The 26,599-nt window shown below is 65.7% G+C and carries 22 protein-coding genes; 6 read left to right on the top strand and 16 right to left on the bottom strand.

The window, feature by feature from the left end; genetic code table 11:
* The first annotated feature begins 507 nt into the window (after nt 1-507).
* Nucleotides 508-3,942, top strand: a complete 3,435-nt coding sequence (locus IVB46_RS41120; RefSeq protein WP_247345474.1) for an acyl-[ACP]--phospholipid O-acyltransferase — start codon at nt 508-510, stop codon at nt 3,940-3,942.
* Nucleotides 3,905-4,597 carry an alpha/beta fold hydrolase gene (locus IVB46_RS41115; RefSeq protein WP_247314591.1) on the top strand — a complete coding sequence of 231 codons (693 nt, stop codon included), beginning with the start codon at nt 3,905-3,907 and terminating at the stop codon, nt 4,595-4,597. Before IVB46_RS41120 ends, IVB46_RS41115 begins: the two co-directional genes overlap by 38 nt.
* Here IVB46_RS41115 and IVB46_RS41110 read toward each other — a convergent pair.
* The 4 genes from IVB46_RS41110 to tcuA all read right to left on the bottom strand — a co-directional run bounded on the left by IVB46_RS41110 (nt 4,590) and on the right by tcuA (nt 7,880).
* The gene (locus IVB46_RS41110; RefSeq protein WP_247345471.1) at nt 4,590-5,156 is read right to left on the bottom strand and encodes a disulfide bond formation protein B; all 567 of its coding nucleotides are present in this window, start codon (nt 5,154-5,156) and stop codon (nt 4,590-4,592) included. The genes IVB46_RS41115 and IVB46_RS41110 overlap by 8 nt on opposite strands.
* A 10-nt stretch (nt 5,157-5,166) precedes the next feature.
* A complete protein-coding gene (locus IVB46_RS41105; protein ID WP_247314595.1) occupies nt 5,167-5,325 on the bottom strand; it encodes a DUF5993 family protein in 159 nt (52 codons plus the stop codon).
* 70 nt (nt 5,326-5,395) lie between these two features.
* Complete coding sequence (gene tcuB, locus IVB46_RS41100) at nt 5,396-6,502, bottom strand: tricarballylate utilization 4Fe-4S protein TcuB (RefSeq protein ID WP_247345467.1); 1,107 nt, start codon at nt 6,500-6,502, stop codon at nt 5,396-5,398.
* Nucleotides 6,489-7,880, bottom strand: coding sequence for an FAD-dependent tricarballylate dehydrogenase TcuA (tcuA, locus tag IVB46_RS41095; RefSeq protein WP_247345464.1), 1,392 nt, complete (start codon nt 7,878-7,880; stop codon nt 6,489-6,491). Before tcuA ends, tcuB begins: the two co-directional genes overlap by 14 nt.
* A 150-nt stretch (nt 7,881-8,030) precedes the next feature.
* Between tcuA and IVB46_RS41090 the strand changes: the two genes are divergently transcribed.
* Complete coding sequence (locus tag IVB46_RS41090) at nt 8,031-8,714, top strand: GntR family transcriptional regulator (RefSeq protein WP_247314601.1); 684 nt, start codon at nt 8,031-8,033, stop codon at nt 8,712-8,714.
* 10 nt (nt 8,715-8,724) lie between these two features.
* Here the strand turns inward: IVB46_RS41090 and ybaK are convergent, their stop codons facing one another.
* The 8 genes from ybaK to mobB form a co-directional block, all read right to left on the bottom strand.
* The gene (gene ybaK, locus IVB46_RS41085) at nt 8,725-9,198 is read right to left on the bottom strand and encodes a Cys-tRNA(Pro) deacylase (protein WP_247314603.1); all 474 of its coding nucleotides are present in this window, start codon (nt 9,196-9,198) and stop codon (nt 8,725-8,727) included.
* A 246-nt stretch (nt 9,199-9,444) separates the two neighbouring features.
* Complete coding sequence (gene fdhF / locus IVB46_RS41080) at nt 9,445-12,213, bottom strand: formate dehydrogenase subunit alpha (RefSeq protein WP_247314605.1); 2,769 nt, start codon at nt 12,211-12,213, stop codon at nt 9,445-9,447.
* Nucleotides 12,210-13,913, bottom strand: coding sequence for an NADH-ubiquinone oxidoreductase-F iron-sulfur binding region domain-containing protein (locus IVB46_RS41075; protein WP_247314606.1), 1,704 nt, complete (start codon nt 13,911-13,913; stop codon nt 12,210-12,212). The genes fdhF and IVB46_RS41075 overlap by 4 nt, the downstream gene beginning before the upstream one ends.
* A 152-nt stretch (nt 13,914-14,065) precedes the next feature.
* A complete protein-coding gene (locus IVB46_RS41070) occupies nt 14,066-14,338 on the bottom strand; it encodes a hypothetical protein (RefSeq protein WP_063985265.1) in 273 nt (90 codons plus the stop codon).
* A 110-nt stretch (nt 14,339-14,448) separates the two neighbouring features.
* Nucleotides 14,449-16,104 (bottom strand): OFA family MFS transporter, encoded by a 1,656-nt coding sequence (locus tag IVB46_RS41065; protein WP_247314609.1) that lies wholly within the window; start codon nt 16,102-16,104, stop codon nt 14,449-14,451.
* A 319-nt stretch (nt 16,105-16,423) separates the two neighbouring features.
* Nucleotides 16,424-16,687, bottom strand: coding sequence for a sulfurtransferase TusA family protein (locus tag IVB46_RS41060; protein ID WP_014497569.1), 264 nt, complete (start codon nt 16,685-16,687; stop codon nt 16,424-16,426).
* Between the two features lie 43 nt (nt 16,688-16,730).
* Nucleotides 16,731-17,987, bottom strand: a complete 1,257-nt coding sequence (glp, locus tag IVB46_RS41055; RefSeq protein WP_247314612.1) for a gephyrin-like molybdotransferase Glp — start codon at nt 17,985-17,987, stop codon at nt 16,731-16,733.
* A 9-nt stretch (nt 17,988-17,996) separates the two neighbouring features.
* Nucleotides 17,997-18,524, bottom strand: a complete 528-nt coding sequence (mobB, locus tag IVB46_RS41050; protein WP_071916302.1) for a molybdopterin-guanine dinucleotide biosynthesis protein B — start codon at nt 18,522-18,524, stop codon at nt 17,997-17,999.
* A gap of 107 nt (nt 18,525-18,631) precedes the next feature.
* Here mobB and fdhD point away from each other — a divergent pair, with 107 nt between their 5' ends.
* On the top strand, nt 18,632-19,522 hold the full coding sequence (fdhD, locus tag IVB46_RS41045; protein ID WP_247314614.1) for a formate dehydrogenase accessory sulfurtransferase FdhD: 891 nt from the start codon (nt 18,632-18,634) through the stop codon (nt 19,520-19,522).
* Nucleotides 19,503-20,144, top strand: a complete 642-nt coding sequence (gene mobA / locus IVB46_RS41040) for a molybdenum cofactor guanylyltransferase MobA (RefSeq protein ID WP_247314615.1) — start codon at nt 19,503-19,505, stop codon at nt 20,142-20,144. Before fdhD ends, mobA begins: the two co-directional genes overlap by 20 nt.
* Nucleotides 20,145-20,177: 33 nt before the next feature.
* Here the strand turns inward: mobA and IVB46_RS41035 are convergent, their stop codons facing one another.
* The 4 genes from IVB46_RS41035 to IVB46_RS41020 are packed head-to-tail and all read right to left on the bottom strand — an operon-like array spanning nt 20,178 to nt 25,328.
* Entirely contained in the window at nt 20,178-21,308 is a 1,131-nt protein-coding gene (locus tag IVB46_RS41035) for an FAD-dependent monooxygenase (RefSeq protein WP_247314617.1), read from the bottom strand.
* A gap of 51 nt (nt 21,309-21,359) precedes the next feature.
* Nucleotides 21,360-23,309 carry a molybdopterin biosynthesis protein gene (locus tag IVB46_RS41030; protein ID WP_247345461.1) on the bottom strand — a complete coding sequence of 650 codons (1,950 nt, stop codon included), beginning with the start codon at nt 23,307-23,309 and terminating at the stop codon, nt 21,360-21,362.
* A gap of 12 nt (nt 23,310-23,321) precedes the next feature.
* The gene (locus IVB46_RS41025) at nt 23,322-24,440 is read right to left on the bottom strand and encodes a molybdopterin-binding protein (protein WP_247314620.1); all 1,119 of its coding nucleotides are present in this window, start codon (nt 24,438-24,440) and stop codon (nt 23,322-23,324) included.
* 54 nt (nt 24,441-24,494) lie between these two features.
* Nucleotides 24,495-25,328 (bottom strand): substrate-binding domain-containing protein, encoded by an 834-nt coding sequence (locus IVB46_RS41020; RefSeq protein WP_063985272.1) that lies wholly within the window; start codon nt 25,326-25,328, stop codon nt 24,495-24,497.
* 324 nt (nt 25,329-25,652) lie between these two features.
* Here IVB46_RS41020 and IVB46_RS41015 point away from each other — a divergent pair, with 324 nt between their 5' ends.
* Complete coding sequence (locus IVB46_RS41015; RefSeq protein WP_247314621.1) at nt 25,653-26,546, top strand: helix-turn-helix transcriptional regulator; 894 nt, start codon at nt 25,653-25,655, stop codon at nt 26,544-26,546.
* Nucleotides 26,547-26,599: the final 53 nt, after the last annotated feature.

Genomic DNA, 26,599 nt, shown 5'->3' with positions numbered 1-26,599 from the left:
CCTGCGACATTGCCGGCGTGCTCACCGAGCGCCGCGCGACCTTCCGGATGTGGCGGGCGAGCCGCGCCCGTAGCCGTCACGCGGGCCGCCGGTTCAGCCTGCTCGGCCGCCTCTCGCCCTTTCGCCACCTCGCTCATCTCACGTGAGGCGGGCGCACCCGGGACGTTCCGGTCGGCTCGAATGCAAGACCCGGTTGCAAGGAAGGACTTACCATGTCCCGACATTCGCAGCCGATGTCGCGGCCTTTGGCGATGCGGTTCAACATTTCCTCATCGCTCCGCGCGGTATCCGAAAAAGCGCGGCCGGTCCGTCCCAACCACGGCTGCGACCAGATATTTGCGAACCTAACGAGACCATTTGGAGACCAACAGGATCGGAAGGATCGAGGGGACAGAGCAGGCCGGCGACCGTCGTCATCCAGCCATCGTTCGTTCCGTAAGCTTCCGGTCGTGACGCCTCAGCGACAACGTAACAATCTCAGGCTGCCTTCCCAAAACAGGACTTGTCATGATCAGGGAATTGATGTCGTCACGCCGCTTCGCGCCGCTGTTCTGGGCGCAATTTTTCTCGGCGCTCAATGACAACGTGCTCAAGAACGCACTCGTCATCATTCTGCTTTACAGTGCCGCAACCGGTCACGGCGACGCGCTGGTGACGGTCGCCGGCGCCGTCTTCATCTTCCCCTATTTCATCCTGTCGGGGCTCGGCGGCCAGCTCGCCGACAAATACGTCAAATCCGTCGTTGCTCGGCGGCTCAAATTCGCGGAGATCTTTGCGGCGGCCTTTGCCGCCGCCGGCTTCTTCCTGCACTCGGTGCCGCTGCTGTTCACGGCGCTCGCGCTGTTCGGCGTCATCGCCGCCCTGTTCGGTCCCGTGAAATACGCCATGCTGCCGGACCAGCTCGAGCTCGGAGAGCTCGCGACCGGCAACGCGCTGGTCGAAGGCGCCACCTTCATGGCCATCCTGCTCGGCACCGTCGCCGGCGGCCAGTTCGTGGCCGGCTCCGCGCATATGGGCTGGGTCGCATCGGCCGTGGTCGTGCTGGCCTTGCTGTCCTGGGCCTTCGCCTCCCGCATTCCGCAGACGACGCCATCCGCCCCCGACCTGCCCGTCAACGCCAATCCCTGGACCTCGACGCTCGGCCTGTTGAAGACGCTCTACGCGGACAAGCGGCTGTGGGACGGCACCGTGATCGTCTCGTGGTTCTGGCTGGTCGGCGCCATCGTGCTGTCGCTGCTGCCGGCGCTGGTCAAGGAGGTCGTCGGCGGCACCGAAGGCGTGGTGACGCTGTGTCTTGCGACCTTCGCGATCGGCATCGCCATCGGCTCGCTGTTCGCGGCCAGCCTGAGCCACGTTCGCCCGAACCTCGCTCTGGTGCCGATCGGCGCCATCATCATGGGGTTTGCCGGCCTCGATCTCGCCTGGGCCATCGCCGTGACCACCAAGGGGCAGGACATCGCCGCGGTCGACTTCGCAACCTCGTTCGCCGGGCTGCGCATGCTGATCGACTTCGTCGCCTTCGCGTTCGGCGGCGGCCTGTTCGTCGTTCCCTCCTTCGCTGCCGTGCAAGCCTGGTCGGCACCGTCCGAGCGCGCCCGCATCATCGCCGCCGGCAACGTGCTGCAAGCCGCCTTCATGGTAGCAGGCTCGCTGTTCGTCGCGCTGTTGCAGGCGGGCGGATTGCATGTCGGCTGGATCTTCTTCGGCCTCGGCGTCGCCAGCTTCGGCGCAGTGTGGTTCGTGCTGACCAAGTGGGGCAAGGAAGGCGTCCGCGATTTCGGCGGGCTGCTGTTCCGCGCGCTGTTCCGCACCGAGGTTCGCGGGCTCGAGAACCTGCCGCCTCCGGGCACCCGCATGCTGATCGCGCCCAACCATGTCAGCCTGATCGACGGCCCGCTGCTGCACGCCGTGCTGCCGATCGATGAAAGCTTCGCGGTCGATACCGGCATCTCCAAGGCCTGGTGGGCCAAGCCGTTCCTGCGCGTCGTCAAGCACTACACCATGGACCCGACCAAGCCGCTGGCCGCCCGCGACCTGATCAAGCTCGTCGCCGCCGGCGAGCCCGTGGTGATCTTCCCGGAGGGACGCATCACCGTCTCCGGCTCGCTGATGAAGGTCTACGACGGCACCGCGATGATCGCGGACAAGGCCGATGCGGTGGTCGTGCCCATTCGCATCGAGGGCGCGCAGCGCTCGCATCTCAGCTATCTCAACGGCAGCCAGATCAAGCGCTCGTGGTTCCCGCGGGTGACGGTCACGATCCTGCCGCCGGTCAAGCTTCCGGTCGATCCGACGCTGAAGGGCAAGGCACGCCGCAATGCCGCGGGCGCCGCACTTCAGGACGTGATGATCGATGCGATGGTGAAGAACGCCATGCTCGATCACACGCTGTTCGAAGCACTCGGACACGCCTATCGCGATCGTGACACCGGCAAGGTCATCATCGAGGACGCGCTCGGCACCAAGCTGACCTATCGCAAGCTGATCCTCGGCGCGCAGGTCTTGAGCCGCAAGCTCGAAGCCGGCACCACAGCCGGCGAGAATGTCGGCGTGCTGCTGCCGAATTCCGCAGGCGTCGCCGTCGTCTTCATGGCGCTGCAAAGCATCGGCCGGGTCCCGGCCATGCTCAACTTCTCGGCCGGACCGGTCAACGTCCTCGCCGCCATGAAGGCCGCGCAGGTCAAGACCGTGCTAACGTCGAAGGCCTTTATCGAGAAGGGCAAACTCGACAAGCTGATGGCCGCGATCTCCGCGGAGGCCCGCGTCGTCTATCTCGAGGACGTCCGCGCCTCGATCGGTACGGCCGACAAGATCAAGGGGCTGCTCGCGGGCACTGCGCCGCGCGTCGCCCGCCAGGCCGACGATCCGGCTGTCGTGCTGTTCACCTCGGGCTCGGAAGGCACGCCCAAGGGCGTGGTGCTGTCCCATCGCAACATCCTTGCGAATGCGGCGCAGGCGCTGGCCCGGGTCGATGCCAACGCCAATGACAAGGTGTTCAACGTGCTGCCGGTGTTCCACTCGTTCGGGCTGACCGGCGGAATGATGATGCCGCTGCTCGCTGGCATTCCGATCTACATGTACCCCTCGCCGCTGCACTACCGCATCGTGCCGGAGCTGATCTACCAGACCGGCGCCACGATCCTGTTCGGCACCGACACCTTCCTCACCGGCTACGCCCGTTCGGCGCATGCCTACGATTTCCGCACGCTGCGCCTGGTGATCGCCGGTGCCGAGGCGGTGAAGGATCGCACACGTCAGGTGTTCATGGAACGCTACGGCATCCGCATCCTGGAAGGCTACGGCGTCACCGAGACCGCGCCGGTGCTGGCGATGAACACGCCGATGGCCAACCGTCCCGGCACCGTCGGCCGCCTGTCACCGCTGATGGAAAGCCGCCTCGATCCGGTCCCCGGCATCGAGGAAGGCGGACGCCTGTCGGTGCGCGGACCGAACGTGATGCTCGGTTACCTCAGGGCCGAAAATCCCGGCGTGCTCGAACCTCTCGCCGAGGGCTGGCACGACACCGGCGACATCGTGGCGATCGACGCGGCCGGCTTCATCACCATCAAGGGCCGCGCCAAGCGCTTCGCCAAGATCGCGGGTGAAATGGTCTCGCTGTCAGCGGTCGAGAGCATCGCGACGGCGCTGTGGCCGCAGGCCGCCTCGGTTGCCGTGTCGATCCCCGACCAGCGCAAGGGCGAGCGCATCGTGCTGCTGACGACGGAGAAGACCGCCGAGCGCAGTGCGATGCAGGGCCAGGCCAAGGCGATCGGCGCGTCCGAGCTGACCGTGCCCGCGGCGATCATGGTGGTCGACAAGGTGCCGTTGCTCGGCACCGGCAAGACCGACTATGTCACGGCAACGACGATGGCCCGCGAGCAGGCCTCCTCGCCGGAGCGTGAGGTTGCGCGAGATCCAGCCCACGTCCGTCGCACCGGCTAGTGCGCGGTGCGACGGCGTGGTCCTGCTTCACGGCATCGGGGTCGGTTCCTGGACGCTGAAGAAGGTGGATCGAGCGTTGCAGCGTCACGGCTTCGCCACGCTCAATCTCGACTACCCCAGCCGCAAGAAGCCGCTCGAGGAGCTTGCGGAAGACATCCACGCGCCGGTCGCCGCGTTCGCAAAGCAATGCGACGGCGCGATCCACTTCGTCGCCCATTCCATGGGCGGGCTGCTCGCCCGGGTTTACATCGCGAGATATCGTCCGGTGCGGCTCGGCCGCGTCGTGATGCTGGGCACGCCCAACGGCGGCAGCGAAGTCGCCGACCTCCTGAAGGACCTCTCGCTCTACCGCGCTGTTTTCGGGCCGGCGGGCTTGCAGCTTTCGACGGCCCAGCCCCCTGTGCTCGCCGCCCTGCCGCCGCCCGATTATGCGATCGGCGTCATCGCGGGATGCCGCACCATCGCGCCAATCGCCTCGGCCTTTGTCCTGCCGCGGCCCAATGACGGACGCGTTTCCGTCGAAAGCGCGAAACTGGCCGACATGGCCGACCACATCGTCGTCAAGGCATCGCACACCGGACTTCCACGAAATGCCGTCGCGATCGAGCAGACGATCGCGTTCCTGCACGACGGCCGCTTCAATCCGATCACTTGAGCAGGAGATAGCGAACCGGGTTGTCGTCGCACTGCCCCGCGCCGCACTCCAGCACGGTGGACAAGAGATTGGCGGCGACCAGCAACGCAAAGATCGCGAAGACCGTGTTCGATGCCGCACCGTTCAAAGGCGCGTCCCCGTCTCGCTTGCCGGTCACATCCTTCAGGATGAAGACGAGCGCGACATAACACACGATCCCGATCGCCGCGATCAGCGCCCAGGTGTAGAAATGCAAGCCGAACAGCGCCGAGCCGTATCCGGGGTCGCCGGGCGCAAGATGCAGCGATACCTGCCGCATCGAGATGAAGCCGGTGACGAGGCTGGCCACGAGGATCATCGCGTAGTGAGACCCGCGTTCACCGAGGCGCATGTTGAACAGGAACCCCATGCCGACCGCGATGAACCCGGCCCTTTGCAACAGGCAAAGCGGACAGGGCAGCTCGCCGAGCGCAAGCTGATAGGCGAACGCCACCGTCAGGATCAACGAGATCCCGAGCAGCCCAAGCATGTTCAGGATCGCGCCGACCGGCCGTTGCTCGCTCAGCTCCGCAGTGCTCATCTCGACACCGTCAGAACGAGAATTTGAGCGGATCGGTCGCGTGGTGGAAGAACCATGCGACCGTGACCACGACTGTTGCGCTCCAGAGCGCATAGCCTAGTCCCGCGCGCGAACGCCAGACACTCGCGCAGCCCGCGAGCGCCAGCAGAAAAGGCAGAAACATGTACATGAGCGCGGACTCCCTAAGCGATTCGCGCTGTGCGCGAACGGCCCAGAAATACGTCAGCCGCGCATGCCTCTCAAGAGCCGGCTTCGCTGCGCCGCTCCTGCGCATAACGCACCAGCGCCGCGAAGCGATAGATGCCGTGCACGAACTTGCCATAGGGCATGGTGATGAACAACGCGAACACTGCGCCGAGATGCAGGGCCAGCAACGGCCCCATGGCGGCGGTCTCGCGCAGGACAAGCAGTGCCATCCCGGTGAAGCCGGTCAGAAACAGCATGGCGATGAAGCCGACGTCCATGCCATAGCGCTTCTCGTCGAGCAGCGCCGGATCACGGCGCGTTTTCGCAACGAACAGGCCGATCGGACCGACGATGAGGCCGATGCCGCCGAGCGTGCCGAGCACGACAGGCAGGTCCCACCACGGATACGGCGCCTCGCGGCTCCAGAGGTAGTGATAGAGCGTCGCCACCGACGTTGCGGCGAAGCACAGCAGAAAACCGTAGAACGTCAGGTGGTGGAAAAGCTTGCGCCGGTCGGTCGGCTTGTCGTCCTCGTTGTAGCAGCCGACGCCGCCGCCGTGGAGATAGCGCAGTTCGCCGGCATCGCGGATCGCCTGGAAAATCGAGCCGCCGTCGGCGCGACCGCCAATGGGGGTGCCGATGTCGCGCCAGAAGGCACGCACGCTCATGACCAGCGCGAGGATCGCGTAGAGGAAGGCGGCGCTGAACAATGCGGCCATCGCGTTGTGCGGCATCAGCTTGTAGAAGGCACCAGGGCCGGTGTGCACACCGAACAGCACACTGCGGTCGTTCAAGGCCGCGAAACCGAGGATGAAGGCAGCCATGCTGAGCGCGGCGATGACGCTGATGACGAGCCCGTTGCGGGCGAAGGCACCGGACAACGCCTGCGGCCACGCATAGGCCGCATAGGACTCGGCACGCGCGACCGCAAGCGTCTGCGGGACGTTGACGTTGAACTCGTGCGGCGGCGAGAACTGGCAATCGACGTAGCAGGCGCCGCAGGAATGGCAGAGGTTTGCGAGATAGTTGAGATCTCCATCGGAGAAGGCGCGCCGCATCTCCATGGCGGGAAATACCGCGCAAAGACCCTCGCAGTAGCGGCAGGAATTGCAGACCGTCATCAGGCGGTCGGCTTCGTCCAGAATTCTAGTTCCGTGCATGTTTCGCCGCTTCCCGTCCTGCGATCCGCCCGAACACGCTGCCGATGGTCATGCCCATGCCGGCCGCGTAGCCCTTGCCTAGCACGTTGCCGGCCATGATCTCGCCGGCCGCGAACATGTTGGCGGACGGCTTTCCGTCAGCCATCAGCATCCGCGCTTCCTTGTTCACGCGCGTGCCGAGATAGGTGAAGGTGATGCCGGGCCGCACCGGATAGGCGAGATAAGGCGGCGCCTCGATTTTGCGTGCCCAATGCGTCTTCGGCGGCGTGATGCCTTCAGTCACGCAGTCGTCCAGAATGGTGTGATCGAAGGTGCCGGGCCGCACCGCCGCGTTGAACTCGGTGACGGTCTTCTCCAGCGCAGCCGGATCGAGCTCGAGCTTGCCGGCCAGCTCGGCGACGGTCTGCCCGGCGATCGGCGGGAACAGCGTCGGCATGAAGCTCGTGACGACGGTCGAATCGAAGATGATGTAGGCGATCTGGTCGGGCTGAGCCGCGACCAGCCGGCCCCAGATCGCGTAGCGCTTCGGCCAGATGTCCTCACCCTCGTCATAGAATCGCTGGGCATGCTTGTTGACGACGATGCCGAACACGACGGAGTCGTGGCGCGTGATGATGCCGCCGTCGAATTTCGGCGCACGGGCATCGATCGCGACCGCATGGCACTGGGTGGGATCGCCGACCTCCTGCACGCCTTTATCGAGCAGCATCTTCAGGATCGAGCCGCGGTTATAGGGCGTGCCGCGGATCAGGAAATTGTCCGCGGCCTCGCCCCAATATTGCTTCAGCCATTCGATGTTGGCCTCGAACCCGCCGGCGGCGGCGACCAGCGACGTCGCGCGGATCTCGCTCTCACCATTGATCGGCCGCTTGAGGCGCGCGGCGAGGAACATGCCGTCCTCGATCACGAGGTCGGTGACCTCGGCATCGTATTCGACGTCGACGCCGAGCCGCTCGGCGGTGAGATAGAGCGCGTTCAACATCGCGCGGCCGCCGCCGAGAAAGAAGGAGTTGGTGCGGCCAAGGCTCAGCGTGCCGCCGAGCGAGGGCTGCCAGCGCACGCCCTGCTCCACGATCCAGTTCAGGATGTCCTTGGACTCCCGGATCATGTGGCGCGCGAGGTCCTCGTCGGTCTGGCCGCCCGTCACCAGCAGCAGATCTTGCCAGAATTCCTCTTCGGTGTAGGGACCGGTCAGGATCTCAGTCGCCGCATCATGGGCGCAGCGCATGTTGCGGGTGTGGCGGGTGTTGCCGCCGCGATAGAACTTTGGCGCGCCCTCCAGAACGAGCACCGAGGCACCGCCGCGGCGCGCCGAGATCGCCGCGCAAAGTGCCGCATTGCCGCCGCCGATCACCAGCACGTCGTATTTGCTGCTCATCCCGCCTGCCCGATGCGACGAAGTTAGAGACATTCTGCCGCCGAGGACCCCGATCGACCCAGGGCAGCCATTGCGTACGTTTGTATACAAAGATATACATCGGCACTGCAAGTGGCATCTCTGCATGGGCAGGATGCGCCGTGAGGAAACATGGTCAAGCGCGTGGCAAAGTCAGGCGGATCGATCGCACGCGGCGGCGGCGTGGCACTGGGCGAAGCCGTGTTCCGCTCGCTGTGCGAGGCGCTCCAGGCCGGCAGTTACCGTGCCGGCGACCGGCTGCGCGAGGAAGAGGTCGCGCAGCGGCTCAAGGTCAGCCGCACGCCGGTCCGTGAGGCGCTTGGCCGTCTCGCGGCCCGCGGCTTCGTCGAGCCCGCCGGCGGCCGCGGACTGATCGTGCGCGACCTCGATATTTCCGAGGTGCTCGAGCTCTACGCCATGCGGGAGATCATGGAAGGTGCTGCAGCGCACCTGGCCGCCGAGCACGCCTCCACTCCCGAAGTCCACGCGCTCAGGGATATCGAGCAGGCCTTTGTCGAGGCGTCGGCGTCAGACGCTGCCGAGATGGCGCGGCTCAACCGCGCCTTCCACGAAGCCATCTGCCGCGCCGCGCGCAACCGCTATCTCGACAACGCCTCGCGCGAATTGCAGGACTGGATCGCGCTGCTGGGCCCGACCACCTTCACGGTGACGGGCCGTCCCTCGACCAGCCACGGCGAGCACCAGGCCATCATCGACGCCATCGCCGCGCGCGACGGCGACAAGGCCGAGCAGCTTGCGAGGGCGCATATCCGCGAGGCATTGCGCTGCCGGCTCAAGTTGCTGCAGAAGCAGTAGCGCGCGGCGCTCACGCGAGCACATCTGCGACGACCGCTTTGAGGACATCCCGCACGTCGCCCGGCTTCAGCCGAACCTGCAAGCCGCGCTGGCCGCCGTTGAGATAGACCTGATCATGCGCGAGCGCGCTCTGCTCGATCACGGTGCGCACCGGTTTGCGCTGCCCGAACGGGCTGATGCCACCGACCTTGTAGCCGGTGACGCGCTCGGCCTCGGGCGGCTTCATCATCTGCGCCGACTTGCCGCTCGCGGCAGCGGCGAGCTTTTTCAGGGAGACTTCCTGGTCGGACGGGACGACGACGCAGATCGGCTTTCCGTCCACCAGCGCCATCAGCGTCTTCAGCACGCGCGCCGGATCTTCCCTGAGGGCCGACGCCGCCTGGAGCCCGATGCTCTCGGCGTCAGGATCGTAGTCGTAGGTGTGGACGGTGAAGGCAACGCCGGCGGCTGCAAGCGCGCGCGTGGCTGGGGTGACTTTGGACATGGGTCACGTTTACCACCGTCATTGCTCCGAGCGAAGCCATGGCAAGGAGGATGTCTATACGCGCCACACCTTCAGCGTCGTCCCGGCGAACGCCGGGACCCATAACCACAAGAAGGAGTTTGGCGAAGCCTAGTCGTTAGGGGCTGCGACCGTCCGCAATCGCGAGATCACGCGGTATGGGTCCCGGCGTTCGCCGGGACGACAGTGGGCGTTGACGGTGCTACGCCGCCCAACGACGGCGCAGTATTACTCCGCCGCGTCCCGCATCTCCGCACGCTCGGCCCTGGCCGCGCAGAACTTGAACTCCGGGATCTTGCCGAAGGGATCAAGCGCCGGGTTGGTCAACAGGTTCGCCGCCGCCTCCGCGTAGCAGAACGGCATGAACACCATGTTCTCGGGCACGTCGCGGTCTGAGCGGACCTTGACCTCGACCGCACCGCGGCGGGTCTCCAGCCGGATGAAATCGCCGGGCGCGAGCTTCTTCCGGTGCATGTCCTTCGGCGACATGAACGCGACCGCTTCCGGCTCGATCTGGTCGAGCACCTGGGCGCGGCGGGTCATCGAGCCGGTGTGCCAATGCTCGAGCACGCGACCGGTCGAGAGCACCATCGGATATTCGGCGTCGGGCAGCTCATCCGGCGGGATGACCTTGGCCGGCACGATCTTGCCGCGGCCGCTCGCAGTCGGAAAGCCCGTGGTGAAGATGATCTCGTTGCCGGGCTTGTTCGGATCGTCGGCCGGATAGGTCACGGCCCCTTCGCGCACCAGCCGCTCCCAGCTGATGTTCTTGAGCGAGGGCATCAACTCCGCCATCTCGGTGTAGACGTCGCCGGGGCCGGAATAATTCCAGGGCAGGCCCATCCGCTTGCCGATCTCCTGGATGATCCAGAGATCCTGCCGCGCATCGCCCGGCGGCTTGATCACCTGGCGCGCAAGCTGTACGCGGCGATCGGTGTTGGTGAAGGAGCCGTCCTTTTCCGCAAAGGCCGAGGCGGGCAAGATGACGTCGGCATGGAACGCGGTCTCGGTGACGAAGAGATCCTGCACGACGAGATGATCGAGCATGGCCAGCGCCTGGCGCGCATGCTGGAGATCGGGATCGGACATCGCGGGATTCTCGCCCTCGATATACATGCCCGTGATCTCGCCGGCATGGATCGCGTTCATGATCTCGACCACGGTCAGGCCGCGGACGGGATCGAGATCCTGGTGCCACAGTTTTTCGAACGCGCCGCGCAGATCGTCGCGGCTCACCGGCTGATAGTCCGGCAGGAACATCGGGATCAGGCCGGCGTCGGAGGCACCCTGCACGTTGTTCTGGCCGCGCAGCGGATGCAGACCTGTGCCGGGACGGCCGACCTGGCCGGTGATCAGCGCGAGCGCGATCAGGCAGCGCGCATTGTCGGTGCCGTGGACGTGCTGGCTGATGCCCATGCCCCAGAAGATGATCGACGATTTTGCCCGCGCATATGTCCGGGCGACCTCACGCAGCGTTTGCGCCGGGATGCCGCAGATCGCCTCCATCTTCTCCGGCGTGAATTCCTTGATCTTCTCCTTGAGGTCCTCAAATCCTTCGGTGTAGCCGGCGATATACTGGTCGTCGGTCAGACCCTCGGCGATGATCGTGTTGATCATCGCATTCAGCATGGCAACGTCGGAGCCCGGCTTGAATTGCAGATGCTTGGTCGCATGGCGCGACAGCGTCTGCCGGCGCGGATCCATCACGAACAGCTTTGCGTCATTCTGCTTGACCGCGTTCTTGATGAAGGTCGCGGCGACCGGATGGTTCACGGTCGGGTTGGCGCCGATCACGATGATGACTTCGGCATCCATCGCAGCCGAGAACGGCGCCGACACCGCGCCCGAGCTCAGGCCCTCGAACAGCGCCGCCACCGACGAGGCGTGGCAGAGTCGCGTACAGTGGTCGACATTGTTCGAGCCGAAACCGGTGCGCACCAGCTTCTGGAACAGATAAGCCTCTTCATTCGAGCCCTTGGCCGAGCCGAAGCCGGCCAGCGCCTTCACGCCCTTCCCGTCGCGGATCTTGACGAGGCCCTTGGCCGCGATGTCGAGCGCTTCTTCCCAGCTCGCTTCGCGGAAATGCGTGAAGGGATTGGCCGGGTCGACCTGGTCGTTGGAATCCTTCTTCGCATTCGGCAGCCGAACCAGCGGCTTGGTCAGACGATGCGGATGGTGGATGTAGTCGAAGCCGAAGCGGCCCTTGACGCAGAGACGGTTGTGATTGGCAGGACCGTCGCGGCCTTCCGCATAGATCACCTTCTCGTCCTTGACCTCGTAGGTCACCTGGCAGCCGACGCCGCAGAACGGGCAGAGCGAATCCACCTTCTTGTCGGCGTAGACGACACGGGTCTGCTTCTCATCCAACATGACGGCCGGCATCAGCGCGCCAGTCGGGCAGGCCTGCACGCACTCGCCGCAGGCGACGCAGGTGGACTCGCCCATGGGATCGTCGAAGTCGAACACGATCTTCGAGCCATGGCTGCGATACGCCATGCCGATGACGTCGTTGACCTGGACCTCGCGGCAGGCGCGCACGCAGAGGCCGCACTGGATGCAGGCATCGAGATTGACGCGCATCGCCGGATGGCTGTCGTCGGTCGCCCAGCGCTCGGCGGCGGGGAAGCGGCTTTCGGTGACGCCTGTGGTCTCGGCCCAGTGCCAGAACTTCGAATCCGGATCGTGCGAGGTCTCGCGCGCCGGCTGGTCGGCGACGAGCAGCTCCATCACCATCTTCTGCGCGGACACCGCACGCGCGGACTCGGTCTTCACCTTCATGCCGACCGACGGGGTGCGCTTGCAGGACGCGGCGAGCACGCGCTCGCCCTCGATCTCGACCATGCAGGCGCGGCAATTGCCGTCGGGGCGGTAGTCGGGCGCCGGCGAATAGCACAGATGCGGAATCTCGCGGCCTTGGCGTTTTGCAACTTGCCAGATCGTCTCGCCGGGTTTGGCCTCGACCTGCTTGCCGTCGAGCTCGAACGTAATTTTGGTCATTCGGCCGCTTCCTTGAACTCGTCAGGGAAATATTTGATCACGGTAGACAGCGGATTCGATGCCGCCTGTCCGAGCCCGCAGATCGAGGCATCGCGCATCGCCTGGCTCAATTCTTCCAGAAGTGCGCGGTTCCAGACCGGCTTCTGCATCAGTTGCGCCGCCTTCTGGGTTCCGACACGGCACGGCGTGCACTGGCCGCAGCTCTCGTCCTCGAAGAACTTCATCAGGTTCAGCGCGGCCGCGCGCACGCTGTCCTTTTGCGACAGGATCACGATCGCGGCCGAGCCGATGAAGCAGCCGTATTTCTCCAGCGTGCCGAAATCGAGCGGGATGTCGTCCATGGACGCCGGCAGGATGCCGCCCGACGCGCCGCCCGGCAGGTACGCGTAGAACTGGTGCCCGTCGGCCATGCCGCCGCAATATTCGTCGATCAATTCGCGCACGGTGATGCCGGCGGGTGCCAGCTTCATGCCGGGGTTCTTGACGCGGCCCGAGACCGAGAAGCTGCGCAGGCCGTGACGCTCATGGCGGCCATTGCCCTTCCACCAGTCCGCGCCCTTCTCGACGATGTCGCGCACCCACCACAGCGTCTCGATGTTGTTGATCAACGTCGGCAGGCCGAACAGGCCGACCTGAAACGGATAAGGCGGCTTGTGCCTGGGCAGCCCGCGCTTGCCCTCGATGCTTTCGAGCAGCGAGGATTCCTCGCCGCAGATATAGGCGCCGGCGCCGCGGCGCATGTGCAGCGTCGGACCGCCCGGCGGAAGCTTTGCGATCTCGCGCTCGAGGATCTCGCGCGATGCCGGATATTCGTCGCGCAGATAGATGTAGACGTCGGAGGCCTGCACGATATGCGCGCCGAGCAGCATGCCTTCGATGAAGCGATGCGGATCGCTTTCGAGATAGACGCGGTCCTTGAACGTGCCAGGTTCGCCCTCGTCGCCATTGATCGCCATCAGCCGCGGGCCGGGTTCGCCCAGCACCGCGCGCCATTTCCGGCCCGTGGGGAAGCCGGCGCCGCCGAGGCCGCGCAGCGAGGCGTCGTCGAGCGCCTTCAGCAGATCGTCCTTCGGCAATTCGCCCGAGCGCACGCGATTGAGCAGCTTGTAGCCGCCGCCGGCGACATAGGCGTCGTAGTCAACGTACTCAGGCAGATGCGCGTGGGTATCGCCAGCCTTCGCGGCCGCCATCACATTGGCCACGGTCGCGTGATCGACGAAGTTGTGACCGACCTCGGCCGCCGGCGCGGTATCGCAGCGGCCGACGCAGGGCGCGCGGACGACGCGGATGCCCGGACCCGATGTGCTCTGCAGATCGGCGAGCAGCTTTTCGCCGCCGAGCATTGCGCAGGTCAGTGAATCGCAGACGCGGATCGTCAGCGGCGCGATATCAGGCTCGCCTTCCTTCACCACGTCGAAATGCGCGTAGAAGGTCGCGGTCTCGAACACCTCGGCGAAGGCGAGCTTCATCTCGTCGGCGAGCGCGGCGAGATGCGCGGCCGAGATCTGGTGATATTTGTCCTGGATCAGGTGCAGATATTCGATCAGCAGATCGCGCCGCCGCGGCTTGTCGCCGAGCAGCTGCTCGATTTCGTGCGCGGCGGTGGGATCGACCTGCCGCCCCTTGGGCGTGGCCTTGGCTCGCTTCCGTCCCTCGCCCGGGTGTTCGAACGAGCGGACCTCGTGCACGTCGTGACTCATCGATGCGTCTCGTATCTCTTCTTTAGAACGAGTCCAACCCTAGCCGTTGGCATACCAGATGCCAAGAGAATTCATGCGTTCCGATAAGCATTTAAGGGGCATGGAGCCGCCCGGCTCCATGCCCCTTCATCGACTCGATTTGTGGCGTGGCCTCACGTCTTGCTCATGCACTCTTCGATATAGAACCAGCGATCGTCGCCGGCGAGGCCCTTGGACTTCACGTCGGCGCGGCAGGCCTTGAGCTTCGGCTTGTTGGCCGCCCACTTCGCCTTCATGTCCTTCAGCTTCTGCATGGTGAGCTTGATCTTGCCCGGCTTGGCTTCGGTCGTTGCGGCAGGCGCCGCCGGCGGCGTCGTCTGCGCGGATGCGGCATGAAGGCCGGCGACAAGCAACACGGCCACAAGGCAAATTCGGGTGCGAAGCATTTCAATCCCCCTAAGTCCCACTCTTGATTAAGTCCGACTCTCGATGATGTCTAAAAGGCGAACGCCGCGGGACGCCGATGATCAGCATCCCGCGGCAGTCTCGACGGCGATCAGAAGATCTTGACCGCGCTCTCCAGTGTCTTCCAGACACCCCAAAGCAGGGGCACGCCGACGAAGGCCCAGAACAGCGCCGCCTTGACGTCAAGCCCGCCGAATCCGATGCCGTAGGAGCCGTGCGGCCCCGCGGCAGCGGCGCTGGCGCTCGCCGCTTGCAGCTTGGCGACGTCGGCGTCCTTCATGTACCACTTCGAATCGACCGGCTTGATCAGGTAGTTGCAGATCAGGCCCGCGATCAGCATCGCGCACAGGATGTACATGGTCGTGTTGTAGAGCTGATCGCGCGGCACGCCCGCCGCGAGCTGGAACTCGCGGATGTAGTTCACCACGACGGGACCGATGATGCCCGCGGTGGACCACGCCGTCAGCAGCCGGCCGTGGATGGCGCCCACGAACTGGGTCCCGAACATGTCGGCAAGATAGGCCGGCACGGTGGCGAACCCGCCGCCATACATCGAGAGGATGATGCCGAAGCCGAGCACGAACAGGAGCTTCGAGCCCATCGCTGCAAACGTCGGCGCCAGCGCGTAGAGCACGATGCCGAGGATGAAGAACGTGTAGTAGGTGTTCTTGCGCCCGATCTTGTCCGACAGCGATGCCCAAAAGAAGCGGCCGCCGATGTTGAACAGCGACAGCAATCCGGCGAAGCCCGCGGCGATCGCGGCGATCTGCGCCTTCTGCCCGGCGTCGAGCGCGTTGAAGCCGACGTCAGGCAGGCCGATCAGCTTGCCGGCGAAGATTTCCTGGAGCATCGGCGAGGCCATGCCGATCACGCCGATGCCGGCCGACACGTTCAGGCACAGCACCCACCAGATCAGCCAGAACTGCGGCGTCTTGTGCGCGTCGTTGAGATGGACGTTGCTCTTCGAGATCATCGCGTTGGCCTTGGACGGCGGGGTCCAGCCCTCGGGCTGCCAGCCGGGCGGCGGCAAGCGATAGCGGAACGCGCCGATCATCATGAACACGAAGTAGATCACGCCCATCGCGACGAAGGTCTCCCAGACGCCGACCGAGGTCGGGGTCTTGAAGTAGTTCATCAACAGGTTCGCCAGTGGCGCGCCGATCATGGCGCCGCCGCCGAAGCCCATGATGGCCATGCCGGTCGCCATGCCGCGGCGGTCCGGAAACCACTTCACCAGCGTCGACACCGGCGAGATATAGCCAAGGCCGAGACCGATGCCGCCGATCACGCCCGAACCCAGCCACAACAGCCAGAGCTGATGGGTGTAGACTCCGATCGCACCGAGGAAGAGACCGCCGCACCAGCACAGCGCCGAGACGAAGCCGGCCTTGCGCGGGCCGACGCGCTCCAGCCAGCCGCCCCAAACCGCGGCCGCGATACCGAGCAGCACAAAAAAGAGCGTGTACATCCACCCCATGCTGGCGACCTTCCAGTCGCAGCTGGTCGTGAACAGCTCCTGAAACAGCGACATGTCTGCGCACGCCTTCGGCGCGGTCACCCCGATCGCGCGCGACAGCGGCAGCCAGAACACCGAGAAGCCGTAGGCCATGCCGATGCAGAGATGGATGCAGAGCGCAGCCGGCGGCACCAGCCAGCGATTGAAGCCGGCGGTCGCGATGGTTCGCTCGCGATCCAGAAAACCTGCGCCGGCACCCGAAAGTGTTCCAGCGCTCTCGATTGTTGCCATGTAGTCCTCCCCTGCAGTTGCCCTTCTGAGCAAGCCTGCCGCTGCAATCCTGGTCCTCAGCCCTTGCGGCGCAGCCACGGTCCCTGCTGCTCCGCACAATCATTGACGCGCGCCAGGATCGTCACGCGCATCCGAGTCGTTAACCCCTCGAGCGGGGCTCTATGCCGATACACCGTGCAGGCTTCGTGAGCTTGGCCCGTTCATCCGCGTATCGCAGACAAGACTCAACCTCCGCGCCTGCACGGAGGTTGTCAATTGGGGCAGAAGCCACGATTGATGTCGATAGACAAAAGGTAGGTATCAGCAGAGTGACCGTGCACTACGAACGCAGCGCACCATTGGTTTTCTCTATCGATCCATTGATCTTTTCTATCAAGAACACGATGCGCGCCTCGTTGCGCTCGGTGATCTCCACCGTGTCGCCCGTCTCGCGGATCAGGTTCGGAATGTCAATCACCGACAAGGGGTCGGTGCAGTGCACTTCGAGCTGATCGCCCGGCTGTAACGGTTTGAGCGCCTTGCGCGTCTTCAAGGCAGGTAGCGGGCATTTCAGCCCGGTGAGATCGAGCGTGGTTCTGGTCATGGGCGCAACATGGCGGGGTGAGGCGATGGCGTCAACGCGAGGCTCAGAGCAAATCCGCATAGGACAAGAAACCCACGCTCTGGCCCGGCTCGACGCGCGTGATGTCGTCGCCGAGTTCGATGAGGCCATCGGTCTCGACCAGCGACGACAACAGGCCTGCGCCTTCGCGCGGAAACTTGACCGCTTCCAACGCACCGTCCTCTCCGCGTCGCAACGAGCTGCGAACATATTCGCGGCGGCCGATCTTCTTCTTGTAGGTGAACGCGGCACGCACCGGGATCGGCAACAGCGGCTCCGGCAGACTGCCCGCAAGCGCCAGCACCGTCGGCCGCACCACGTGGACGAAGGTGACAAAACTGGCGACGGGATTGCCAGGCAAGCCGATCAGCGGCGTACCGCCGATGATGCCCATCGCCACGGGACGGCCGGGCTTGATCGCCATCCGCCACAGCACCAGCGAGCCGATGCTCTCGACCGCCGCCTTGACGTGGTCCTCCTCGCCGGTCGAGACGCCGCCGGTGGTGAGGATCAGATCGTGGCTGCCTGCAACCTGCTTCAATCCATCCGCGAGCGCATTGCGCTCGTCGCGCAAGATGCCGAGGTCGGAGACCTCGCAGCCGAGCCGGCGCAGCATCGCCATCAGCATGAAGCGATTGGAATCGAACAGCTGTGAGGCCGCGCGGGGCTCGCCGGGCGAAGCCAGCTCGTCACCGGTCGAGAACACGGCAACGCGGATGCGCCTGACGACGTCGAGCCGGGTCAGGCCGAATGCTGCAGCAAGCGCGACATGCTGCGGCCGCAGCCGCTGGCCGGCCCGCAGCGCGACGTGCCCTTGCGGAATGTCCTCGCCCGCCGGGCGGACATTGGCGCCGGGCTTCAGCCCCGGCGGCAGCACGATTCTACCGGCCTCATCGAGGCGAACGTCTTCCTGCATGAAGACGGTCTCGGCGTCAGGCGGCATCGGCGCGCCCGTGAAGATGCGCGCAGTGTGGCCGGCCTTGATCGGCGCCTGCGCAAGGCCGCCGGCCTGGATGCGGCCGTCGAGCGGGAATGCCCGTTCCGCGCTTTCCGGAAGGTCGGCGTTGCGCACGGCATAACCGTCGACGGCGGAGTTGGTGAAGGGCGGCAGCGGCAGGGGCGCCGCGATATCGCGCGCGAGCACGCGCCCGTCCGCATGAACGAGTGCCACGGTCTCGGTATCGGCGATCGCATTGACGCGCGTGGTGATCAGACCAACGGCCTCGTCGACCGACATCATCGGTCCGCCGAAGGCAAAGCAATCGTCCGACAGTTGCGCCATGGTGCCTCGTCAGCGTGTCGCGGCGCTTTTTGCCACCGCTTCCTCGACCGGCATCGCCGCACGCAGCAGCAATGCCGCGGCAGCCTCGATATCATCGAGATGGACGGTCGGCAGGCGGGTTTCAATGGCGATGTCGGTCGCGATCCCGACAATTCCAGGATCATCGGGAAACAGCAGCGGCTTGCCGTTGCCGGCGCGATGCACCTCGATCTTGCGGTGCGGCTCGCGCTTGAAGCCCTCGACCACGACGAGATCGACGCTTGACAGCTTGCCCAGGAGCTCCGGCAGCCGCGGTTCCTCGGCGCCACGCAATTCATGCATCAGGGCCCAGCGGTTCGACGACGCAACCAGCACCTCGGCCGCGCCGGCCTCGCGGTGGCGCCAGGAATCCTTGCCGGGCACGTCGACGTCGAACTGGTGATGGGCATGCTTGATGACGGAGACGCGCAGGCCTTGCGCGTTGAAATGCGGGATCAGCCGCGTCAACAGCGTGGTCTTGCCCGCACCGCTCCAGCCCGCAAGGCCGATGACTTTCATCGTAACTCGATCTCCGCCGGCCGTGTCATGCGGCCGGAACCGCCTTCTCCATCGTCGTGAGCATGCTTATATCGGCTTGACCCGAATGTCATGCTAACGTCGCGGCCATGATGAAGATCGACAAAGCCCCAGTGCCCCTGATCGTTCCGAACCCTGACGACCCGCGCCTGACAGAGCGCGTGACCGGCACCGACCAGACCGGCGCCAAGGTCGAGATCAAGGTGCCGATGGAACGGCCGCTGACGCTCTACCTGAATTCGCAGGAGATCGTCACCATGATGACGATCGGCGACTACCCGGAATATCTGGCGCTGGGCTATCTGCTCAACCAGAACATGCTGAAATATAATGACGAGGTCACCGAGGTCGAATACGACGACGACCTCCAGGTGGTGGTGGTGCGCACCTCACATCACACCAATTTCGAAGCCAAGCTGAAGAAGCGCACCCAGACCTCGGGCTGCGCGCAGGGCACCGCGTTCGGCGACCTGTTAGAGGCGGTCGAGAGCGTCGCGCTGCCGAAGGCTGAGCTGCGCACCTCCTGGCTCTATCAGATGACGCAGACCATCAACACCATGCCCTCGCTCTATCTGGAGGCCGGCGCGATCCATGGCTGCGTGCTGTGCAGGGAGGGCGAGCCGCTCTGCTACACCGAGGACGTCGGCCGTCACAACGCGGTCGACAAGATCGCGGGCTGGATGTACCGCCACGGCGTCGATGCCTCCGACAAGATCCTCTACACCACGGGACGGCTCACCTCGGAAATGGTGATCAAGACCGTGCGGATGGGCATTCCGATCCTGGTGTCGCGCTCCGGCTTCACCGCCTGGGGCGTCGATCTTGCCCGCCAGGTCGGACTGACGCTGGTCGGCCGCACGCGCGGTAAGCGCTTCATCGCGCTCGCGGGCGAAGAGCGGATCGTCTACGACCAGAACCTTGCTTACGTCGAGGAGGAATCGACGAAGCACAAACGCAAGGGTGAAGGTGGTGACGACTGACTTTCCGGCAACGCAGGGCGTGCTGCTCGCAGGCGGCCTCGCACGGCGCATGGGCGGCGGCGACAAGCCGATGCGGACCATCGGCGGCCGCACCATCCTTGAGCGCGTGATTGCGCGATTGACGCCGCAATGCAGCGCATTGATCCTCAACGCGAATGGCGATCCCGCACGCTTTGCGGCGTTCGGCCTGCCCGTTGTCGCCGATGACGTCCCCGGCTTCCCCGGTCCGCTCGCCGGCATTCTCGCCGCGCTCGACTGGACGGCGGCGAATCGGCCTGACATCGAATGGGTGCTGAGCGCCGCGGGCGACTGCCCGTTCCTGCCGCGCGATCTCGTGGCGCGCATGCACGAGGCGCGGGAGAGGGAGAACGCCCAGCTCGCGGTCGCCGCATCAGGCGACCAGTCACATCCGGTGATCGGTCTGTGGCGCGTCGCCCTGCTCGACGAGCTGCGTCACGCGCTGGTCGTCGAGGACCTCCGCAAGATCGACCGATGGACCGCGCGCTATCCGCTCGCAACGGTGACATGGCCGACCGAGCCGCTCGATCCGTTCTTCAACGCCAACACGGTCGAGGACATCGCCGAAGCCGAGCGGCTGGCCGCGTTGGATGCGGCCTCCTGACAAGAAGCGTCGGCGCAAGCGCGAGCAGACGGTTCAAGCCGCCAGCGGCACTTGCCAGGCGTCGTAGCCGTAAACCCAGCTTGTATCGGTGCGCTCCTTAAGCCAGATGTTGGCGCGCGAGGTCTCCTGCACCCGCGTCGTGCGCACCTTGCGGGTCGCCTCGAAGCGGCGGAACGCATTGGCGACGCCGTCGCGGCCGACACCGTCGAGGCAGCGCGACAGCACGGCGGCATCCTCGATTGCCATGGCCGCGCCTTGCGCCATGTAGGGCGTCATCGGATGGCAGGCATCGCCGAGCAGCGTCACCTTGCCATCGGCCCAGTGCTCCAGCGCGTCACGGTCCATGATCGCCCATTTGTGCACGTCGGGACAGGCGGCGAGCACCTGAGTGACCTGCGGATGAAAGCCTTCGAATGATGCGCGCAGATCGCGCACGTCGCCCCTCGCCGACCAGGACTCGATGCGAAAGTCCGGCTCGGGCTGGCTGGTGACGAGATAGACCTCGCTGCGGTCAGGCTTGACGTAATAGATCACGATGTGGCGGTCCTCGCCCCACCATTTGGTGCAGTCGTCGATCCCTGCGCCGCCGAGCAGCGCGGCGGGATAGGTGGTGCGATAGGCGATGCGGCCGGTGAATTTGGCCGGCGCGGTGTCGAACAGGAGATCGCGGACCGTCGAATGGACGCCGTCCGCGCCGACCACGGCATCGGCGATGGCACGCGTGCCATCGGCAAAGCTCAGCCGGACGCCATCGCCGGTCTCGTCGAGGCCAACGAGCTTGTGATTGAGCCGCACAAATTCGTTCGACACCACGCTCGCCAGCGCCGCATGGAGATCGCTGCGATGGGCCAGCAGATAGGGCGCGCCGAACTTCTCTTCCGCGCTCTCGCCAAAAATCATGTCGAACTTGATGTCGCCGCTCTTCCAGTCGCGGTTGTTCCAGGAGCGTGGATAGAACGAGTGCTGGCGCATCCGCGCCTCCAGCCCCAGGGCGCGCAACACCTTCATCGCGTTGCAGCCGATCTGGATGCCGGCCCCGATGCGGGCGAATTGGGAGGCCTGCTCGTAGACCATCACATCGATACCGACGCGTCGAAGCGCCGCGGCGGTTGCAAGCCCGCCCATGCCGGCACCGACGATCGCAACCGAAAGCGGCCTTGCCATCGCGTCCCCCACCCCGTCGCGCGGCTTGAACGCCGCGTCGTCGTATGTCGTCTAGGCGGGCCGAAAGCCTGCCTGCTCCAACGCCGTTCTAGCTTCGGTCGAACCAAGTGCATCGAGAAAAGCCTGCACCGCCGGCCGCTGCTTGCGCGCCGTCACCAGCGCGAAATCATAATGCTCTTCCGCGAACGGAATGAAACCGAGACCGACCGCATGGGCGACCGGCGCAATGGTCATGCCCCAGTCGGCACGGTGCTGCGCGACAGCCGCAGCCACGGCATTGTGCGAGCGCGGCTGGTTCCAGTAACCTTCCGGGCGCGCACCGCCGAGCAGCCGGTCGATCAGGATGCGCGTGCCGGCGCCCTGGTTACGGTTGACCATGATGCAGGCGGGGTCCGCGAGCGCGGCGGCAACTGCTTCCTTCGCACCGAGCCCCTCGAAACGTTTGTCGCCCTTGCGGAACACGATGCCCTGCATCCGCCGCCAGCCCGGCACGAGCTCGAGCCCCTCAACGAGGTAAGGCGTGTTGTAGGTCTCGCTCTTGTCGTCGAACAGATGGATCGGCGCGAGATCGCATTCGCCCCGCTTCGCCGCCGCGAGTCCGCCGAGGCTGCCGACCGCGATCGAGCGCACGGTCAGCCCCGCATGCGCGAGCTGTGCGGTGACGAGATCGAGGCCGGTGCAATGGCTGCCGACGATGACGAGATCGGGCACCCGCACATGCGGCGTGAACAGCGTCACCTCGGCGTCGGTCAATGCCGGCATCTGGTCGGCGAGCGCGTCGATGCGCAGAAAACCGTCGGCCTGGGCGAACGACGTGATCGCACCGGAGCCCTTGCCGGAGGGATAGGCGATCAGGCCGTCTTTGCCGCCGACCAGCGAGACCATGACGAACTCGGTGCGGCCGAGTTCGGAGACGATGCGCACCGGCACGGTCGCGTTCACCTTGGCGTCGGAGCGCGGCGGCAGCCCGGCCATCCTGCGCAGCACCGGCACGATCATATCGTGGAAGGTGAACATCGCCGAGGTCGGGAAGCCCGGCAGGATCACCACCGGCTTGCCGTCGCACACCGCAAGGCATAGCGGCTTGCCGGGTTTGAGCGCAACGCCGTGCGCGATGATGCCGGGCTGGCCGAGCCGGCCGATGATGCGATGGGACACGTCGCCCGCGCCCTTCGAGGTGCCGCCCGAGAGCACCAGCATGTCGGCGTCCGCCAGCGCGCGGCGCATGGCGGCTTCGAGTTTTGCCTCATCGTCGGGAATGGCGCCGAGGAACACCGCCTCGCCGCCATTCTCGTCGATCGCGGCAGCGACGATGGCGCCGTTGGTGTCGTAGATCGCAGCCGACGCGAGCGCCTCGCCGGGTTGAACCAATTCGTCACCGGTGGAGATCACGGCAACACGCGGCTTGCGCGCGACAGTCACCTCGGCGATGCCGCACGCCGCCAGCATGCCGATCTCGCGCGAGCCGATGATCGTGCCGGCGCGCAGCAGCGCCTCGCCGCGCGCGATGTCGGAGCCTGCGTATGACACGAACTGTCCCGGCGAGACGGCTCGCCGGACGTCGATCGTATCGGATCCGGCGGGCTGGGTATGCTCGACCATGACGACGGCGTCGGCGCCGCGCGGTAGCGGCCCGCCGGTTGCGATCGGCGTTGCAGTTCCCGTCGCCACCTGCAGCTTCGGCGCGGTGCCGCAGTGAATGGTCTCGCCGTTCAGCGCAAGGCGAACGGGCGCGCCTTCGCCGGCCGCGGCGAGATCGGCCGAGCGCACGGCAAAGCCGTCAACGTTGGAACGGTCGAACGGCGGAACGTCGAGGGGCGCCGTGATGTCTTCGGCCAGCGCGGCGCCGAGCGCATCGGCAAGCTTGCGCGTCTCGCTCGGGACCGCGCGCGGGAACAACGCAGCTTCAAAGCGCGCCAGCGCATCCTCACGCGAGAGGATCTTGAGGAACTGCTCCTGTTCGAGCGCGCCGCGGTCTTGCGATTGCGGGATCATCGTCATGCCAAACCCATATCATTCCCGCATCAGATAGGCATCGACCGGCGTTCCTGCCGCAAATCCCTCGTGGCTGGCGGGAACGAGCAGCCATGCATCGGCCCGGGCAATGGCCTGAAGCGGCCAATCCCCCACCGCAAGCGGGAGCCACGCATGATGTTCCTCGGCCAGCAGGGCGATTTCGGCGATGCCGACACTGGATGCGATTTTTCGCGCGAGCGGCAAGGTCATGCGCCGGCGTAACTGCCGCGCCGACAGGCGATCGACGAGCGGCAGCACGAGCGCGAGCCAGGCGGCAAGCGCATGATCGGGCGAGCCGGGCAAGGCGACGATTGGAACCGGTCCGAGCCGCCCGACCGCGGCGGTGCGTCCGGGCTGGAGCGCGAGGCCATGGGCGAGCACGTCACCATGCCGGGCCAGCGCGCTGACCGCGGCATCCCGGCGGCCGGCGCCGCTGCCGCCGATCGTCACGACGAGCTCGCAAGTGAGATCGCGAGTGAGATCGCCGAGCGCTTCCGCGATCGATGCCGCATCTCGCGCGGCAGCTTCGCGCGCTTGCACTTGCAGCCCTGCTGCGCGCGCGATCTCGTCAATCATGTGCGCCGTCACGGCGGCACCCGGCACGTTGACGATGCACAGCCGCGTCTGCCGTACGCTTAGCTTTTCAACACCGGCGGCGCGCGCGAGCAGCAGTGTGGCAGGATGGATCAAATGCCCTTCCGCCACGGCGGGCGCGCGCCCGGCGATGTCGCTTCCGGCACGCCTGACGCCCTGTCCGGGCACGCCCTCCGCCAGCACTTGGGCGAGTGGACCCGACACCTCGACTGCGTCGGCATCGAGCACACAATCACATCCCGGCGGCATCGCGTCGCCGGCATCGACCCAAACGGGCGCCGTCGTCAGAGGCAGCGGCGAATAGGCGGACGCGCCGACAATATCGTTGGCGCAGAGCGCCCAGCCATCCGCAGCCGCGATGTCGCGCGTCGGAAAGGCCGCAAGCAGCGGCGTCCCCGCCGCGATGCAGCCGGCGGCCTCCGTCAGGGGCAACTCGATCGTCGCGATCGGATCAACGCCTCGCAGCAACGCGGCGAGCGCAGTGTCGAGCGGCGTCAGCGATGGCGGCAGGCGCTGGGTCATGCGCCATGATGGACCATGCATCGCCCGGTTTGGCAACCGCTGGCGATGCGAAGGTCAGCCGCCGGATTTGGCCGCATTGGGGAAGAACAGCTGCTGTCCGTCGACCTTGTAGCCGGCGATCGCCGCCTGCCCCTCCGGCGAAATCAGCCAGTCGATGAAGGTCTGCCCCAGCTCCTTCTTCACGTCCGGAAACTTTTCCGGGTTCACCAGCATCGCGCCGTACTGATTGAGCAGCCGCTTGTCGCCTTCGACGACGATGTCGAGATCGCCGCGATCCTTGAAGGCGATCCAGCTGCCGCGGTCGGACAGCACATAGGCGTTCGCCGTGCGCGCCGCGTCGAGGGCTGCGTCCATCCCTTGCTTGACTTCGCGATACCATGCGCCCTTGGCAGCGGCGATATCGATGCCGGCGACGATCCAGAGCGCGAGCTCCGCGCCATGGGTGCCCGAGCGATCGCCGCGCGTCACGAACGGAGCGCCCTTGGCCTCGATCGCCTTCAGCGCGGTGGCGATGTCCTTGCCCTTCACGGCGGCGGGATCGCTCTTCGGCCCGATCAGCACATAGTCGTTGTACATCACGTCAAAGCGCTTCACGCCAAAACCGTCGGCGACGAACTTCTCCTCCTGCGGCCGTGCGTGCATCAGCACGACGTCGACTTCGCCCCTGCGCGCCCCGTCAAGCACTTCATCGGCGCGCCGCGCGATCACCGTCACCTCGATGCCGGTCTTCTCGCGGAAGATCGGCAGCAGATGATCGAGCAGGCCTGACTCCTGTGTCGCTGTGGTCGAGGCCAGCACGATCGCGCGGTCCTCCGCAAATGACGCCGCCACGCCCGCGGCGAGGCCGCAGAGAAGCGCGAGTGCAACGGACAGGCGGCGGACGACCATGATCGGGTTCCCATTGGCTATGGCAATCATGATGATGATCGATTGCGCCACACTCGTGACGCGTTTGCTCATTGCGCTCCCCACTCGGGACATTTCGGCAATGCGGCCCGCGCGGTGCGTCGATTGCAATTGCGAGCGCGATGGCCGCAAGGCCCGCGCCACGCGGGTGCTTCAGGATCGTTCACCAAAGCAGAGATCGCGCGTGAGGATGTGTTGCAAAGCAGCGAGATGATCGGGCATGGTCCTGCCGGACGTAAATTGAAATGCAGAATTCCACCTGCGTCGAACGCCAAAAAGAAGCAAGAATTTGCATAGGAATGCAGGATGGAATTCCTGACGACCAGCGAAGCCGCCGACTACCTTCGGCTCGGCGAACGCAAGCTCTACGAACTCGTCACCACCGGCGCGATTCCCTGCACCAAGGTGACCGGGAAGTGGCTCTTCCCGCGGCACGAGCTCGACCTCTGGGTCCTGTCGGGACTGGCGCGTCCGGCCGGCATGCTGACTGCGGAGCCGCCGCCGGTCGTTGGCGGCAGCCAGGACGAGCTTTTGGACTGGAGCCTGCGTGAATCCGGCTCGGGCCTGGGATCGATGAGCGAGGGCAGCGCGCGCGGGCTCGAGCGCTTGCAACGCGACGAGGTGATGGCCGCGGCGGTGCACTTCCACAGCCTGGAGGCCGACGGCAATCTTGCCTCCGACGCCAGTGCGACGACGCTGCGTGACGCGCCTGACCTGCATGATGCGGTGCTGGTCGCATTCGTGCGCCGCGAGCAGGGTCTCGTGCTGCCGCCGGGCAATCCGAAACGGCTGCGCGGCCTCTCCGACGTGCTTGCGCTCGGTGTCAGGATGGCGATGCGACAACAGGGCACAGGCGCGCAGATGCTGCTCGACGTGCTGTTGAAGCGCGCCGGCGCCTCGACCCGCGATCTGCGCCGGATCGAGACACCGGCGCTCACCGGGCCGGATCTCGCCGAGATCGTCCGCGCCGGACAAGCCGATTGCGGAATCGCGACACGTGCGGCGGCGCGCTCGGCCGGGCTCGATTTCGTGCCGCTGGTCTGGGAGAATTTTGATCTCGCAATGCGGCAACGCAGCTATTTCCGCCCGCCGATGCAGGCCCTGATCCGGTTCCTCAGCGAAAGGCGGCTGCGACAGCGCGCTGAGGAGCTGACCGGCTACGATCCCTCGCCGGCGGGGCAGGTCCGCTTCGCGGCCTGACGTTGACGCCCGCCCCCAAATAGTTGCAAAAGAAACCAATTCAGCCGGGCCAT

It is taken from the genome of Bradyrhizobium sp. 61, assembly GCF_023073075.1.
GTDB lineage: Bacteria > Pseudomonadota > Alphaproteobacteria > Rhizobiales > Xanthobacteraceae > Bradyrhizobium > Bradyrhizobium barranii.
The sequence above is the reverse complement of the archived record's forward strand: the minus strand, read 5'-3'. Positions and strand labels throughout refer to the sequence as shown.

Bases quoted from the DNA above. Each gene is read 5' to 3' on its own strand.
- fdhF (WP_247314605.1), bottom strand. From the start codon at position 12,213: ATGACCAAAATTACGTTCGAGCTCGACGGCAAGCAGGTCGAGGCCAAA.
- IVB46_RS41120 (WP_247345474.1), top strand. From the start codon at position 508: ATGATCAGGGAATTGATGTCGTCACGCCGCTTCGCGCCGCTGTTCTGG.
- IVB46_RS41060 (WP_014497569.1), bottom strand. From the start codon at position 16,687: ATGACCAGAACCACGCTCGATCTCACCGGGCTGAAATGCCCGCTACCT.
- IVB46_RS41020 (WP_063985272.1), bottom strand. From the start codon at position 25,328: ATGGTCGTCCGCCGCCTGTCCGTTGCACTCGCGCTTCTCTGCGGCCTC.
- fdhD (WP_247314614.1), top strand. From the start codon at position 18,632: ATGATGAAGATCGACAAAGCCCCAGTGCCCCTGATCGTTCCGAACCCT.
- IVB46_RS41090 (WP_247314601.1), top strand. From the start codon at position 8,031: ATGGTCAAGCGCGTGGCAAAGTCAGGCGGATCGATCGCACGCGGCGGC.
- IVB46_RS41035 (WP_247314617.1), bottom strand. From the start codon at position 21,308: ATGGCAAGGCCGCTTTCGGTTGCGATCGTCGGTGCCGGCATGGGCGGG.
- tcuB (WP_247345467.1), bottom strand. From the start codon at position 6,502: ATGCACGGAACTAGAATTCTGGACGAAGCCGACCGCCTGATGACGGTC.
- ybaK (WP_247314603.1), bottom strand. From the start codon at position 9,198: ATGTCCAAAGTCACCCCAGCCACGCGCGCGCTTGCAGCCGCCGGCGTT.
- IVB46_RS41110 (WP_247345471.1), bottom strand. From the start codon at position 5,156: ATGAGCACTGCGGAGCTGAGCGAGCAACGGCCGGTCGGCGCGATCCTG.
- glp (WP_247314612.1), bottom strand. From the start codon at position 17,987: ATGGCGCAACTGTCGGACGATTGCTTTGCCTTCGGCGGACCGATGATG.
- IVB46_RS41075 (WP_247314606.1), bottom strand. From the start codon at position 13,913: ATGAGTCACGACGTGCACGAGGTCCGCTCGTTCGAACACCCGGGCGAG.
- IVB46_RS41030 (WP_247345461.1), bottom strand. From the start codon at position 23,309: ATGACGATGATCCCGCAATCGCAAGACCGCGGCGCGCTCGAACAGGAG.
- mobB (WP_071916302.1), bottom strand. From the start codon at position 18,524: ATGAAAGTCATCGGCCTTGCGGGCTGGAGCGGTGCGGGCAAGACCACG.
- IVB46_RS41015 (WP_247314621.1), top strand. From the start codon at position 25,653: ATGGAATTCCTGACGACCAGCGAAGCCGCCGACTACCTTCGGCTCGGC.
- IVB46_RS41105 (WP_247314595.1), bottom strand. From the start codon at position 5,325: ATGTACATGTTTCTGCCTTTTCTGCTGGCGCTCGCGGGCTGCGCGAGT.
- tcuA (WP_247345464.1), bottom strand. From the start codon at position 7,880: ATGAGCAGCAAATACGACGTGCTGGTGATCGGCGGCGGCAATGCGGCA.
- IVB46_RS41025 (WP_247314620.1), bottom strand. From the start codon at position 24,440: ATGACCCAGCGCCTGCCGCCATCGCTGACGCCGCTCGACACTGCGCTC.
- IVB46_RS41065 (WP_247314609.1), bottom strand. From the start codon at position 16,104: ATGGCAACAATCGAGAGCGCTGGAACACTTTCGGGTGCCGGCGCAGGT.
- IVB46_RS41070 (WP_063985265.1), bottom strand. From the start codon at position 14,338: ATGCTTCGCACCCGAATTTGCCTTGTGGCCGTGTTGCTTGTCGCCGGC.